Below are 13,202 nucleotides of genomic sequence, written 5' to 3' on the forward strand. Positions count from 1 at the left end.
CCTATATAAATGCTCAGAAACTGACCCGAGGCCCGCATGACTCATCCGAGCGAACATCTGGAAGGCACGCCGCTGATCGCGCCTTCGTCTATCGAGCATCCCCTGTACGACTCGGTGGTCGAAGCCTGCCGGACCATTTTTGACCCCGAAATTCCTGTGAATATCTACGATCTGGGCCTGATCTACACGATTGAGATTTCTCAGGAAAACGCGGTCAAGGTGATCATGACCCTGACAGCACCGGGTTGCCCGGTCGCTGGTGAAATGCCTGGCTGGATCGTTGAGGCGATTGAACCTGTCGCCGGGGTCAAAGAGGTCGACGTGGAACTGACATGGGAACCGCCTTGGGGGATGGAGATGATGTCGGACGAAGCCCGTCTGGAACTGGGCTTTATGTAGACCGCGCGGCACAACCCTGTGTCGCAAAAGGTTTATTTTTCTGTCATGTGCTTGTTGGAAATCCGTTACGCATCCCGATCATAGTCCTGGTGCGTCAAAGCTCGCATCCCATTGAGCACGCTGTACAAACCCGAACGGCACCCTCCCCAAAGCTGCGTTCGGGATACACATTGAAAATGTAGACCGCTCTTGCCCGAGAGCGGTCTTTTTCATTTTCGCATCAAATACTTACTGAACGCCGCACTTGGTTTTGATTTCTACTGCCCGCTCATCCAGCGCTTTGACGTAATCGCCTGACAGCATGGACAACTTCTTGTTCTCGGTCCCGGTAATCAGCCCCAACAGCGCGCCGGCCGGAGTAATCGCGGTAACGCTTTCAACCTGCTGGTCCTGTGCGTGTTTTTTCTCGGCAGCAATCGCGCGCAGATCGCCTTCGGCTGTATTGCAGTTGACCGGATGCGTTTTCGGCGCTTCCTCTGCCATACCGGCGCTTGCGACAACGCCAAGAACGGACGCCAACAACATGCAATTAAACAGTTTTGTCGGATTTTTCATATTGCTCACCTTGCCTCGAACTGCCAAAAGACCGTAACAGCAGCAAAGTCCAGCTTCTGTCAAAAGGCAAGCGACATTCACACTTGTCCGGAAAAGTAAGGTCAGCATGGCTGCTATGCCTTGAGCCAGCGCCCCGTCAGCACTAAGTTATAAGTTACGCGCGACAACGGAGAACACAATGTTTGGCATTCCCGGCAAACAGGCAGTCACCATGACATCAAAGGCGGCACAGCAGATTGTGCGCCTGATGGAAACAGGTGGCCATGCTGGCCTACGCATCGGCGTCAAAAAGGGCGGATGCGCGGGTATGGAATACACCATGGACTATGTGGATCAGGTCGACACCCATGATGAGGTTGTCGAGCAGGATGGTGCCCGTGTCATCATCGCCCCGATGGCGCAGATGTTCCTGTTCGGTACTGAAATCGACTACGAAGTATCCCTGCTGGAATCCGGCTTCAAGTTCCGCAACCCCAATGTCGTTGACGCCTGCGGTTGCGGTGAATCCATTAAGTTCGACGAAAATCTCGCCCCTTAAGCCGTTTGAAGGTGCACATAGGTCTCATTGTACCGACGGGTCAGGTGGTCACCTGCGGTGATGCTCTGGCCTGAATTCGGCGGTGCGACATTGGTGTCGTAAGACGGGTTGAAAAACAGCGGTACAGACAGGCGCTCCTGCGAATCTCCGACCACGCGGTGCAGCGTGGCCTTCACCCGGCCTGCCGTCCAGAACTCCAGCATTTCCCCGAAGTTGATAACAAACGTGCCCGGCTTGGTCTGAACCATCTCCCATGAGTTATCCGGCATACGCACTTCGAGCCCCGAAGTTCCGTCCGTTGCCAGCAGGGTCAAACAACCATAATCCGTGTGCGCCCCGATCCCAAAATCGCTCTCGCCCGCCCAGGCAGGCCGCTTGGGATAGTAATTGCCGCGCAGCAGCGCCATCGGTGTACCGAACGCCGCATCAAAGCTGTTTTCCGGCCGCCCCAGTGCAACGGCGATCGCCCGAAGAACACGCATCGCAACCGCGCAGGCATCGGTGTAATACGCCTGTATCGTCTGTTTGAACTGTGCTGGTGTGTCGGGCCACTGGTTCGGGGCGTAGACGCCCAGATTCGACCCCGAATATGGGCTGTTTGCCGGTAGCTCATACCCGCAATCGAACACCTCTTTGTAGTCCGGGTTTGCATTGGGATCGACCTGCTCGGATTGCGACGCCCCCCAACCCCGATTTGAGCCGGTTGCAGCCATGTCGACGCTTGCCTTTTGCGAGGCCGGCAAATGGAAAAAGGCGCGATACATCGCAATCACCTGCTGGATCCGGTCAGCATCCAAGCCCGTATTCGAGACGGTGAGGAACCCGATCTGACCGACCGCATGCAACAGCTTGCTCAGCTCATCCGGGTCGCGTTGATCCAGTTTCTTCAGGTCGAGATTATCGATCATTAAGACGTTCCTTTCTGCGCGCGCAAACTGCCGTTTATTGCAGGGCGCTGCAACCGGAATTGTCACCCCGGTCTGGCGATGCTATCCGGGGCAGCAGAACAGGGATATTTCAGGGGGATTTTGATATGAGGCGCAAGCTGGCGGCTGGCAACTGGAAGATGAATGGAACCGCAGAATCGCTGAGCGAACTGCAAGCTTTGGCCGACGCCTTCCCCTCGCCCGATGTGGACGTGCTGATCTGCCCGCCTGCCACGTTGCTGCACCGCGCATCTACAGTCACCAACGGCACAGGCATCGCGGTCGGCGGTCAGGATTGCCATGCGGCAAGCACGGGTGCGCATACAGGCGATATCAGCGCCGACATGCTGCTGGATGCCGGAGCGACATCAGTCATTTTGGGTCATTCTGAGCGGCGCGAAGATCACGATGAGCAAAACGAGGACATCCGCGCCAAGGCGCGGGCCGCGATGGATGCCGGATTGAAAGCCATCATCTGCGTCGGCGAGAGCCTGGAACAGCGCGAAGCCGCAAACACGCTGGATATCATCGGCGGACAGATGTCGGGCTCAATCCCGGATCAATCCACCGGGGAAAATCTGGTTGTCGCCTATGAACCGATCTGGGCCATTGGCACAGGCAAGGTGCCCACCCTGAACGAAATCGGAGAGGTCCACGACTTTATCCGCGCCCGTCTGGAACGCCGCTTTGGCGAAGGTGTGGGGCGTTCGGTACGATTGCTCTATGGTGGCTCGGTCAAGCCTTCAAACGCGGCCGAGATTTTTGCGGTGTCGAACGTGGATGGCGCCCTTGTTGGCGGGGCCAGCCTGAAGGCGGCAGATTTTTCCGGCATCATAAAAGCGCTGGAAACCGCATAGGCGTGAACTGACTGAATTTGTCGCGCGGGAAAAGAACAGGTTGTATTCCCCAGACCTTTGATCAAACAATCGCCCGGCATTGATCGCGCAGGCAAGCTCAACTTTCGAAAGACGCGCGTCGATCCGAACCAATTAAATTGTGCCAATTTCAGGAATGACATGCAAAGTAGTCAGCGCCACCCAAACAAGCCCTCGCTCCTCGCGCATCTGCGCGACGCCGAGTTTCCAATCGAGTGTGTTTTGGATGTCGGTATCCATTTCGGCACGCATGAGTTGATGGCTGCTTTTCGGGACAAAAAGCATCATCTTTTTGAACCCATTGAAGAACACTTCGAAGCGATCGAGAGAATCTACACCAAAGCTGGCATCGATTACGAACTGAACAAAGTTGCTGTGTCCAATTCGGATGGAACGGCAGAACTAACCGTATCGACCGTTATGGATGGGCACGACGTCACACATGCGCGCTTTGCCAAGGAAGAATCGCCTACCAAGTCATTGCGCACAGTTCCTACGCTGAAACTGGACACGTTCGTCGCCAATGAAAAACCGGCGGCTCCGTTTCTGCTGAAGATCGACGTGGACGGAGCCGAAGAGATGATCCTTGAGGGCGCGCAGGAGGCTCTCAAAAACTGTTCTGTTCTGATCCTCGAAGCACCCCGGATTACAATTACCAGACGGATCCAGTTGATGCTGGCCGCCGGGTTTGAGCTGCTGGATATTATCGATTTCTCTTACTACGACGGCTATATGTGGCAAGTTGATCTTGTGTTTGTGAATCCTGCTTACGCCCCGCCTCATTTCACCGATGTATTGAAGGGCGGATTTTCAATCGACAAATGGCACAATTACCAGCCAGGTGACAAAAAGCCCGCGCCAGAAAAAACGGAAGAGTCTCCGCAAGAGGCTGCTCCTGCGGAAGCGCCAGTTCGCAAAAAACGCGGTCTTGCCCGTCTGTTTGGAAAAAAGTGACGACTTGCGCAACCAAGGTTAGGCCCACGTCTCGGCCCAACCCTCCTTAGGGGGTGGCGTCGTCATGACCTCAGGCAATCTTCATCGCGACAAGCCCTGATACGATCAGAACGGCCGCAAACACCCGCAATGGGGTGATCGCCTCGCCCAGAAACATCGCGCCAACGGCAAAGGCTCCGACCGCGCCGATCCCGGTCCAGATGACATAGGCTGTTCCCAGCGGCAGCGTGCGCATCGCCATGGCCAACAGTGCGAATGAGCCAATCATCGACACACCCATCACCGCCGTAGGCCACATGCGCGTGAAACCGGCCGATTGTTTCATGGCGACGGCCCACACAATTTCCAGCAGGCCAGCAAAGAGAAGAAAAATCCAGGGCATTGGGACACCTCAAACCTTGCTCGGGTCGTCCCGAGTGATCACCCGTTGCGGGGAGGTCGTCCTCTGCTACCTGATCTAAGCATTCCAAACCCCGATTCAACCGCAGGACGTCTACCCAATTCTGATCAAGGCTTTGACCAAGGTCGGCAGGTATTAAACACTTTGGAAGAAATGAAAATAGCCGGGCCCTGATCAGGGCCCGGCTTTACCAGCACTATATGTAACTCGCTAATTGGTCACGATTTCCGGGCCCATGAACGTATTGGGCAGGAAGGTCGAAATCCACGGGATGTACGTCACCATGATCAGGAAGACGAACAGCACCGCCAGGAACGGCAGCGCCGCCTTGACCACACCCATCATCGGCATGCCCGCAACGCCCGAGGTCACGAACAGGTTCAGCCCGACCGGAGGTGTGATCATCCCGATCTCCATATTCACCACCATGATGATGCCCAGATGGATCGGATCGATGCCCAGCTCGATGGCAATCGGGAACACCAAGGGCGCCACGATCACCAGCAGGCCCGAAGGCTCCATGAACTGACCACCGATCAGCAGGATCACGTTGACCACAATCAAGAAGGTCACCGGACCCAGACCCGCTGACAGCATGGCGTTGGCGATGTGCTGCGGCACCTGCTCATCGGTCAGCACATGCTTCAGGATCAGCGCGTTGGCGATCACGAACAGCAGCGTGACGGTCAGCTTACCCGCCTCAAACAGCGTGTGTTTGGTGTCGGGATGGAAAAACGCCGTCAGCAGTGCATAGGGCTTTTTCATCAATGGCAGGTTCTGCACACCCTCTTCGGTGCTGAGCGGACCCATGTCTTTATAGACAAAGCTGGCGATGAAGAACGCATAGACAGCAGCCACCGCAGCGGCCTCGGTCGGGGTAAAGATGCCGCCGTAGATACCGCCCAGAATGATCACGATCAGGAACAGACCCCAACCGGCCTCGCGGGCCGAGGTAAAGATTTCGCCCCACCCTTTCCATTCGCCTTTGGGCAGGTTCTTGACCTTGGCCATGATGTAGATCGTGACCATCAGCATCAGACCGGCCATCAAACCCGGAATGACACCGGCCAGGAACATGCGTCCGACCGAGACCTCAACAGCGGCGGCGTAGACGACCATCACGATTGAGGGCGGGATCAGGATGCCCAGCGTACCGGCGTTACAGATCACACCCGCGGCGAATTCCTTGGAATAGCCCACCTGACGCATACCCGCGATCACGATGGACCCGATGGCCACAACAGTCGCCGGGGACGAGCCAGAAAGCGCAGCAAACAGCATACAGGCGAACACGCCCGCAATCGCCAGACCGCCGGGCAGATGCCCCACGCAGGCAATCGAGAACCGGATGATCCGACGCGCCACGCCGCCGGTCGTCATGAAGGACGACGCAAGGATAAAGAACGGGATTGCCAGCAGGGTAAAGTGCCCTTCGAACGCTTCGAACAGCGTACCTGCAACCGAGGCCAGAGAGCTGTCGGAATAGATCAACAGGAACAGGGTCGAGCTGAGGCCAAGCGCCACCGCAATCGGAACCCCGATCAGCAGCAGGCCAATGACCATTGAGAAAAGAAGAACGACGTCCATTAGTCATGCACCCCTTGTTGTGCGCGGACTTCTTCAATCTCGTCCTCGACTTCGTGGCTGGCGACAAGGCGATCGGTTTCACCGCGCCAGATTTGAACGGCGACCTGCGCGAACCGGATCACCAGCAACAGCATCGACACCGGCAACACCAGATACGGCACCACCTTGGGCAGCTTCTCGTACCCTTCGCCATAGTTGATCATATCTTCCAGAAAGCGCAGCGGCGCGACCATTGGGATGTCGTCCACCTCATAGAAACTCTGGCTGCGCGCATCGACATTGAACCCAGTGGGGAACCAGCGACCGGATGTGGGCGGCAGGTCCGCGAATACGGCCCAGTAGTCGTATGAGCCCTTCAGCAGCAGCAGTGAAAACACCAGGCAGCACGCCACGGCAATCAAAGCCAAAACGCGGCGCGGTGCCTGGGGCAGCATGTTAAGGATCGCGTCCACCCCCAGATGCGCGTGTTTCTTGACCGCATAAGACGCGCCCAGCAACACAAGCCAGCCGAACATGAACACGGTCAGTTCAAGCGCCCACAGAATATTGGAATTAAAGAAAAAACGCGCGATCACATTGGCAAAGGTCACGGCCGTCATAAGGCCCAGCAGCAATGCGATCAGGGTTTCTTCGATATGGTCGACCAGCCCGCCTTGGCCGGGTTTCGCACCAGACATATCTCTGTCCCCATATTTTTGTGATGAGAAGAATGGGGGCGGGCCTGTGTTCGGCCCGCCCGGCCTGCGCGTCGGTAACTCCCCAGCCCCAAGACGCGCGGGCTGAACCGGGATCAGAACCCGGCGTTAATGGCCTGAGCGGCGTCGATCTTGTCCTGACCTACGTCGTCAGCGAACTTGTCCCAAACGGGCTTCATCGCATCGACCCAAGCCTGACGCTGTTCAGGGTTCAGTTCGCGGATGATGCCACCCGCATCGGTGATCGAGGCTTTGGCCACTTCGTTCACGGCAAAGGCTTCTTTGTTCCGCGTCTCAGTGACCTCAGACAGAATGGTCAGGAACTGATCGCGGACCTCCGGATCAAGGCTGTCCAACCAATCGACCGAGGTCACGACCAGATAGTCGATGATGCCGTGGTTGGTCTCGGTGATGCCGTCCTGCACCTCAAAGAACTTCTTGCCGTAGATGTTCGACCAGGTGTTCTCCTGCCCGTCCACAACGCCCTGCTGCAGCGCGCCATAAACTTCTGAGAAGGCCATTTTCTGCGGGCTGCCACCGATGGCTTCCATCTGCGCCACCAGAACGTCCGAGGACTGAACGCGGAATTTCAGGCCATCCGCATCCGAGGGATCAACCAAAGGCTGATTCGCCGACATCTGCTTCATGCCATTGTGCCAGAACGCCAGGCCCTGCAGGCCGCGGCGCTGCATGCTGTCTTTCATTGCCTGGCCTTGGTCCGATGCCTGGAATGCGTCCACGGCATCGATATTCTTGAACATGAACGGCAGGTCGAACAGGCGGAATTGCTTGGTGAACTTCTCAAACTTCGACAGCGACGGCGCGGCCAGTTGCACGTCACCCTGCAGCATCGCCTCAAGAACCTTGTCGTCGTTATAGAGGGTCGAGTTCGGGTAGACCTCAACGCACATCACACCGTTCATCTCATCATTCACGCGCTGCTCCAGCAGCGATGCGGCGATCCCCTTTGGGTGTTTATCGGTGTTGGTCACATGCGCGAATTTTACGACGATTTCACCATCGTCACAGGCAGCCATCCCTGCTGTTGCAGTAACAGTCAGCGCCAAGGCCGTTGCAGCCGTTGTCAGGATTTTCATCAGTCTCTTCCTCCCAGACTTCCTCAAACAATCGAGTCGACACCCCTTCAGTGCCGCATGGGCTGCAGTGAACCGAATCAACTGGCGCGGCTCAATAATTTGTTAAGGGCACAGAAGGAATCTATTTTTCCGCATATTATCTGATACTTAAAACAACCACACCAAATGCAGGAATTAACACCAAAACGCGTTGTGCGGAAATTCGCACAGGCGCAATGGCCCTTGTGCGGATTTCCGCACTCTTCTCGAATCAGCTCTGGGAATCACACAGCGCAACTGCAGCCCGCGCCAGCGGGCTGCCCGGCCCAACGCCTTTGAACGCATGCAAATGCGGCCAAAGGGGGCGGGAGAGCCAGCGGCTACCGGCGGTAATCCTCGGGGCGAATTTGATAGCGCGCCAGCTTGTCGTAAAAGGTCTTGCGCGGCAGTTTCAAAGCCTTGGCCGCGTCCGACGCTTTGCCATTGTGCCGCCCCAGCGCGGCGATCAGCAAGGACCGTTCCACCCGCGCCATCTGCTCGCTCAGCCCCAGATCAGTGGCCTGGGCAACCTCTTCGGGCATACCCAAGACAAACCGCATCGCGGCTGACATCAGAGACCGCGCATTACCCGGCCAATCACTGGCCATCAGAGACGCCAGATATTCCGAAGAGATCTCAGGTTCGGCAATTCCAGCCTGCTCTGCGGCCTGAGCGACATAGTGGCGAAAGATCACCGGAATATCTTCGGGGCGTTCCGCCAGCGATGGGATGCGCACCCGCATCACGTCCAGTCGGTAAAACAGTTCAGCATGAAAACGGCCTTCGGCGGACAAGGCTCCCAAATCGGCTGTCGATCCCGCCAGAATCCGCACATCCGGCCCTTGTTCCAACACCTCAAGCACCGCGAATTGCGTGGCCTCGGGCATGGCCGAGATTTCGTCCAGAAACAAAGACCCGCCTGCCGCATCTTCACAGACCTGCAACAAAGCATCCGGCGTCAGACCTGATGAGGGTCTTTTGACAAACGGCCCCTGCCCCTGTGGCGACATCAGATGCACCACTTCGGCAACTTTGGAAATCCCACTGCCTGCGGGTCCGGTGACCAAAACCTCAATCCCGGTGGGGGCCACGGTCCGCACACGTTCACGCAGCGCCTCGGCCTGCGGCGACAATCCAAACAACAGACGCGCGGCGGGGTCTCCGCGTTCCAGTTCGTGTTTCAACGCGCGCTGTTCCAGAACCTGATCGCGCGCCGTGAACGCCTTACCCAGAACATCTAGCAGATCGGCTGCCGCACAGGGCTTTTCCAGAAAATCAAATGCGCCCTGCCCCATGGCCTTCACGGCCATCGGTATGTCCCCTTCGCCAGTCAGCAGGATCACCGGCAGTTCGGGGTCGACCTCATGCGCATAGGTCAGCAGGTGAAACCCGTCCCTGCCCGGCATCCGTATATCCGAGACGATCACCCCGGAAAAATCAGCGCGGATATGATCCTTGGCCGCAACAAACGACCCCGCGGTCACCGGGTGATAGTCGGCCAGTTCCAGCGTCTGTGCCAGCGCCTCGCGCACGGCGGAATCATCATCGACCAACAGAACCTTGCGCGTCATGCCACGTCATCTTCCCGATAATATTCAAGCTCGACCGTAAACACCGCACCATTGCTGGCATTGGTGCCCCGGATATTTCCCCCGAAACTCTGAACCAGACCATATGAGATCGAAAGGCCCAACCCCATACCTTCGGACGATCCCACCGCCTTGGTGGTGTAGAAAGGTTCAAACAGTTTCTCGGTATTCTCGATCCCCGGACCAATATCGCGGACGGTCACTGCCAGAATGTCGCCCGCCTCAATCGCAATCTCGATCAGGCGGTCATTCTGCTGGCTCATGGCGTCTGCGGCGTTGTTGATCAGGTTTACAAACACCTGCACCAACCGGACCTCACCACCCCATGCATAAACCGGCGCGCCCGGAGGCTGCCAGTCCAGCCCTACACCTTCATCCTTCAAACGGGCCTCGGTCAGTTCCACGGCGGTGTCGATCACCTGCACCAGATCGACCTTGCCCATCGGCTCGCTTTCGTTGCGGGCAAAGGCGCGCAGGTTCTTGATGATCCGCGCCATCCGGGCCGCCATGTCCGAGATCCGGGTCAGGTTCTCAGCGGCCTTTTCCTCGCGCCCCCGCGACAGGAAGGCGGTTCCATTGTCGGCAAATTGCCGGATCGCCATCAGCGGCTGGTTCAGTTCATGACTGATGCCGGCCGACATCTGCCCCAAAGCGCTGAGTTTGCCGGCCTGGATCAACTCTTCCTGCGCATGTTTCAGGGCTGTCTCAGCCTCTTGCCGCTCATGCACCTCACGGCGCAACGCGGTGTTTGCCGCGGTCAGAGCGCGTGTGCGCTTGGCGACACGGCTTTCCAGCACCGCATTGGCCTGAGCCAGCGTGCGCCTGCGCTCGGTCGCCAGGAACAACAAGGCACCGAAAGCCAGACAGATCGCCGCCACGGTCGCCGCCTGCAGCCCAGCCAAACGGCGGGCGGGCGCAACATCCACCAGAACCTCAGCGGTCATGTCGATCACTGGCAAATCCAACATCAGATGCAAGGCACGGCTGGGCAGATAGCGGCCCCAATTCAGCCGCCACAACTCATGCGGTCCAACATAGGTCGAGGAGAACGCGACCTTACCCCCTTGGGGCGGGGATAACCCCAACTCGCCCTCGGCACGCCGCCAGAACAACAGATCCGACCGGTTCGAGATGAAAACAATCCCGTCACTGTCGATAAAGAACACGGCCTCGGTACTGCCGCGCCATGTTTGCTCGACGTCCTGCACATCGGCCACGACCATCAGCGCGCCTTTTACCCGCCCCGTTTCGTCAAAGGCCGGGGCTGCGTAGGAATAGGTACGGTTGCCGCTGATCGGAAGAACCCCATGCGCGTTGCCCAACGCCCCCTGCATCGCGCGCTGAAAGGCGGGATGCGCGGCCATGTCGTTTTGCTCAACCGGTTGTGCCGACACCAGAACGCGCCCGGATCGGTCCAGATACATCATGTTCACGGCAGCGGTTTTATCCGCCACATCCAGCAGAATGGCCCGCGCCTGTTGTTGCCCGCCGGGGGACGCCAGTTCGGTAAAGGCCGGGTGACTTGCCATCAGCACGGCCAGTTCCTGATAGACCTGCATCTGTGTGCTCAGCCGGTCGGCGGCCAGTTCCAGGTCGGCCTCGGCCTTTTCGCTCAGCTGAGACAGCGCCTGCCGGTAGCCATAAGACCAGACGCCTGCGGACAACAGCCCGACGGCAAACAGAAATCCAAGGATGACCCAAAGCCTTTGCATACCATAGGGTCTTGCATTCGACGCGCCGCATGGCAAGTCTGCGCGGCATGAAGACCGTATTCCAGTCTCCGGTTGATCCGGAATTCGTGCAAAATCCCTATCCGTTCTATGATGCGGCCCGCGCGCATGGGGACCTAGTTTATTGGGGTGATTACCGCAAAGTCGCTGCCGTGTCGCACCGGGCCGTTCAGGCATTGTTGAAAGACCGCCGCTTTGGCCGAGAGGTCCCGGCTGAGATGCAGCGCCCCGGCCCTGCCCATCTGGCCCCGTGGCTGGCGGTTGAGGCGCATTCGCTGCTTGAGGCGGAACCGCCCCGGCACACCCGCCTGCGCGCATTGGTCATGCGTGCCTTTACCTCCCGCGCGATCACCGCGTTGGAGCCGTTCATCCATGATCTCAGCCACAGCCTGATCGACCGATTCCCGCAGGACCCGTTTGACCTGTTGGATGCGTTTTGTACTCAGGTCCCCGTGGTCACCATCTGCCGCCTTCTGGGTGTGCCGGCCGAGATGTCACCCGATCTGCTGCGCTGGTCACACGCCATGGTGGCCATGTATCAGGCCAGCCGCACGCGCCAGACCGAAGACGCCGCCGCGGCGGCGTCGCAGGATTTCACCGCATTTCTGACCGGCTATATCGAGCAACGCCGCACGGACCCGCAGGACGACCTGATCACAAGGCTGATCGCCGCCGAGGAAGATGGCGAGAAACTGTCCCGCGATGAACTGGTCGCGACCTGTATCCTGCTGTTGAATGCCGGGCACGAGGCGACGGTGCATTCGCTGGCCAACGGGGTGAAAACGATCCTGCAGCTGGGGCTTGATCCATCGCCCTTTGAAACGGACGGTCTGGTCGAAGAAATCCTGCGCTATGACCCGCCACTGCATATATTCACCCGCTATGCCTATGAGGATGTCGAGGCTTTCGGTCACAAATTCAAACGCGGGGATGAGGTTGCGCTGCTGCTGGGGGCCGCGAACCGCGACCCGGCGGTCTGGGCACAGCCGGACAAGTTCGATCCGGCCCGCCCTGTCGTCACCAATACCAGTTTCGGCGGCGGCCTGCATTTCTGTGTTGGTGCCCCCTTGGCACGGATGGAAATGCGGATCGCGCTGACGGCCTTGTTCGACCGTTGCCCCAACCTGCGCCTGAGCGCCGCGCCGGAGTATTCCAACACCTACCATTTCCACGGACTGACCCGCCTGATGGTGCAGGTGTGACCTAGCCTTCAATCAACGCGGTCAGTGGCAACATGGTGGTCGACTTGATCTCTTCCATAGACAACAGGGCGGTGACGTTATGCACCCGCACTTCTGAAATCAGGGTCTGGTAGAATTCATCATAGGCCCGCGCGTTCTTGACCCGGACCTTTAGGATATAGTCAATGTCGCCCGCCAGCCGGTGCGCCTCTTGCACCTCGGGCCGATCCCGCAGGGCCTTAAGGAATTTTCGCTGCCAGTCCGCCTCATGTTCCGAGGTGCGGATCAGCACAAAGAATGTCGCCTCAAATCCCAGCGCTTCGGCATCCAGCAGAACGGTCTGCTGGCCGATGACTCCGGCCCCTTTCAGCTTGCGTATGCGATTCCAAACCGGGGTCTTGGAACTGCCGACACGGGCTGCTATTTCGTCCAGCGATTGGCTGGCATCGCGCTGTAGCTCAACCAGAATTTTCCGATCCGTGTCATCAATCCGCACCGACATTCCAATTTTTCCTTCGTTTCAAAACCAGCGTTCCAGTTTCGTGAATTGACGGAACGCTTGTTCTTATTTAAGCGCCCGTATGGCGCAATACCGGGAATATTTCCTATATTGCAGGTCAAGTCAAACAAGCGGAACGAACCATGCAGCTTACGCATT

At 58.0% G+C, this 13,202-nt stretch carries 14 protein-coding genes; 5 read left to right on the forward strand and 9 right to left on the reverse strand.

The window, feature by feature from the left end:
- Positions 1–36: 36 nt before the first annotated feature.
- Positions 37–399 (forward strand): SUF system Fe-S cluster assembly protein, encoded by a 363-nt coding sequence (locus ACRZ94_RS01130; RefSeq protein WP_480651017.1) that lies wholly within the window; start codon positions 37–39, stop codon positions 397–399.
- Between the two features lie 228 nt (positions 400–627).
- Here the strand turns inward: ACRZ94_RS01130 and ACRZ94_RS01135 are convergent, their stop codons facing one another.
- On the reverse strand, positions 628–1,062 hold the full coding sequence (locus tag ACRZ94_RS01135) for a hypothetical protein (RefSeq protein WP_480796484.1): 435 nt from the start codon (positions 1,060–1,062) through the stop codon (positions 628–630).
- Positions 1,063–1,132: 70 nt separating this feature from the next.
- Here ACRZ94_RS01135 and ACRZ94_RS01140 point away from each other — a divergent pair, with 70 nt between their 5' ends.
- Complete coding sequence (locus ACRZ94_RS01140) at positions 1,133–1,492, forward strand: HesB/IscA family protein (protein ID WP_480651014.1); 360 nt, start codon at positions 1,133–1,135, stop codon at positions 1,490–1,492.
- On the opposite strand, the gene ACRZ94_RS01145 is transcribed toward ACRZ94_RS01140, so the two are convergent.
- Entirely contained in the window at positions 1,489–2,400 is a 912-nt protein-coding gene (locus ACRZ94_RS01145) for an isopenicillin N synthase family dioxygenase (RefSeq protein WP_480796485.1), read from the reverse strand. The two genes, ACRZ94_RS01140 and ACRZ94_RS01145, sit on opposite strands and share 4 nt — an antisense overlap.
- Positions 2,401–2,525: 125 nt before the next feature.
- Between ACRZ94_RS01145 and tpiA the strand changes: the two genes are divergently transcribed.
- Together tpiA and ACRZ94_RS01155 are read left to right on the forward strand one after the other, a co-directional pair.
- Positions 2,526–3,275: a triose-phosphate isomerase gene (gene tpiA / locus ACRZ94_RS01150; protein ID WP_480796486.1), complete on the forward strand. Its 750-nt coding sequence runs from the start codon at positions 2,526–2,528 to the stop codon at positions 3,273–3,275.
- A 57-nt stretch (positions 3,276–3,332) separates the two neighbouring features.
- Positions 3,333–4,247, forward strand: coding sequence for an FkbM family methyltransferase (locus tag ACRZ94_RS01155; RefSeq protein ID WP_480796487.1), 915 nt, complete (start codon positions 3,333–3,335; stop codon positions 4,245–4,247).
- A gap of 70 nt (positions 4,248–4,317) precedes the next feature.
- Here the strand turns inward: ACRZ94_RS01155 and ACRZ94_RS01160 are convergent, their stop codons facing one another.
- From ACRZ94_RS01160 to ACRZ94_RS01185, 6 genes are all read right to left on the reverse strand, one after another.
- Positions 4,318–4,629, reverse strand: coding sequence for a DMT family transporter (locus ACRZ94_RS01160; protein ID WP_480651006.1), 312 nt, complete (start codon positions 4,627–4,629; stop codon positions 4,318–4,320).
- A 228-nt stretch (positions 4,630–4,857) separates the two neighbouring features.
- Positions 4,858–6,234 carry a TRAP transporter large permease gene (locus ACRZ94_RS01165; protein ID WP_480651004.1) on the reverse strand — a complete coding sequence of 459 codons (1,377 nt, stop codon included), beginning with the start codon at positions 6,232–6,234 and terminating at the stop codon, positions 4,858–4,860.
- Positions 6,234–6,911 carry a TRAP transporter small permease gene (locus ACRZ94_RS01170; RefSeq protein WP_480796488.1) on the reverse strand — a complete coding sequence of 226 codons (678 nt, stop codon included), beginning with the start codon at positions 6,909–6,911 and terminating at the stop codon, positions 6,234–6,236. The genes ACRZ94_RS01165 and ACRZ94_RS01170 overlap by 1 nt, the downstream gene beginning before the upstream one ends.
- Before the next feature lie 113 nt (positions 6,912–7,024).
- Positions 7,025–8,026, reverse strand: a complete 1,002-nt coding sequence (locus ACRZ94_RS01175) for a DctP family TRAP transporter solute-binding subunit (protein ID WP_480796489.1) — start codon at positions 8,024–8,026, stop codon at positions 7,025–7,027.
- Between the two features lie 359 nt (positions 8,027–8,385).
- Entirely contained in the window at positions 8,386–9,615 is a 1,230-nt protein-coding gene (locus ACRZ94_RS01180) for a sigma-54-dependent transcriptional regulator (RefSeq protein WP_480650998.1), read from the reverse strand.
- Positions 9,612–11,345, reverse strand: coding sequence for a sensor histidine kinase (locus ACRZ94_RS01185; RefSeq protein ID WP_480796490.1), 1,734 nt, complete (start codon positions 11,343–11,345; stop codon positions 9,612–9,614). Before ACRZ94_RS01185 ends, ACRZ94_RS01180 begins: the two co-directional genes overlap by 4 nt.
- Positions 11,346–11,392: 47 nt before the next feature.
- On the opposite strand from ACRZ94_RS01185, the gene ACRZ94_RS01190 reads away from it, so the two are divergent.
- Positions 11,393–12,565, forward strand: a complete 1,173-nt coding sequence (locus tag ACRZ94_RS01190) for a cytochrome P450 (protein ID WP_480796910.1) — start codon at positions 11,393–11,395, stop codon at positions 12,563–12,565.
- A gap of 1 nt (position 12,566) precedes the next feature.
- Here the strand turns inward: ACRZ94_RS01190 and ACRZ94_RS01195 are convergent, their stop codons facing one another.
- On the reverse strand, positions 12,567–13,046 hold the full coding sequence (locus ACRZ94_RS01195) for an Lrp/AsnC family transcriptional regulator (RefSeq protein WP_480650994.1): 480 nt from the start codon (positions 13,044–13,046) through the stop codon (positions 12,567–12,569).
- Positions 13,047–13,202 lie beyond the last annotated feature (156 nt).

Source organism: Ruegeria sp. CH10 (genome assembly GCF_056537125.1).

What these genes read in the sequence shown, in the direction of transcription:
- ACRZ94_RS01140 (WP_480651014.1), top strand. Translation starts at nt 1,133, where the DNA reads ATGTTTGGCATTCCCGGCAAACAGGCAGTCACCATGACATCAAAGGCG.
- ACRZ94_RS01135 (WP_480796484.1), bottom strand. Translation starts at nt 1,062, where the DNA reads ATGCTGACCTTACTTTTCCGGACAAGTGTGAATGTCGCTTGCCTTTTG.
- ACRZ94_RS01175 (WP_480796489.1), bottom strand. Translation starts at nt 8,026, where the DNA reads ATGAAAATCCTGACAACGGCTGCAACGGCCTTGGCGCTGACTGTTACT.
- ACRZ94_RS01180 (WP_480650998.1), bottom strand. Translation starts at nt 9,615, where the DNA reads ATGACGCGCAAGGTTCTGTTGGTCGATGATGATTCCGCCGTGCGCGAG.
- ACRZ94_RS01170 (WP_480796488.1), bottom strand. Translation starts at nt 6,911, where the DNA reads ATGTCTGGTGCGAAACCCGGCCAAGGCGGGCTGGTCGACCATATCGAA.
- ACRZ94_RS01185 (WP_480796490.1), bottom strand. Translation starts at nt 11,345, where the DNA reads ATGCAAAGGCTTTGGGTCATCCTTGGATTTCTGTTTGCCGTCGGGCTG.
- ACRZ94_RS01145 (WP_480796485.1), bottom strand. Translation starts at nt 2,400, where the DNA reads ATGATCGATAATCTCGACCTGAAGAAACTGGATCAACGCGACCCGGAT.
- ACRZ94_RS01190 (WP_480796910.1), top strand. Translation starts at nt 11,393, where the DNA reads ATGAAGACCGTATTCCAGTCTCCGGTTGATCCGGAATTCGTGCAAAAT.
- ACRZ94_RS01130 (WP_480651017.1), top strand. Translation starts at nt 37, where the DNA reads ATGACTCATCCGAGCGAACATCTGGAAGGCACGCCGCTGATCGCGCCT.
- tpiA (WP_480796486.1), top strand. Translation starts at nt 2,526, where the DNA reads ATGAGGCGCAAGCTGGCGGCTGGCAACTGGAAGATGAATGGAACCGCA.
- ACRZ94_RS01160 (WP_480651006.1), bottom strand. Translation starts at nt 4,629, where the DNA reads ATGCCCTGGATTTTTCTTCTCTTTGCTGGCCTGCTGGAAATTGTGTGG.
- ACRZ94_RS01195 (WP_480650994.1), bottom strand. Translation starts at nt 13,046, where the DNA reads ATGTCGGTGCGGATTGATGACACGGATCGGAAAATTCTGGTTGAGCTA.
- ACRZ94_RS01165 (WP_480651004.1), bottom strand. Translation starts at nt 6,234, where the DNA reads ATGGACGTCGTTCTTCTTTTCTCAATGGTCATTGGCCTGCTGCTGATC.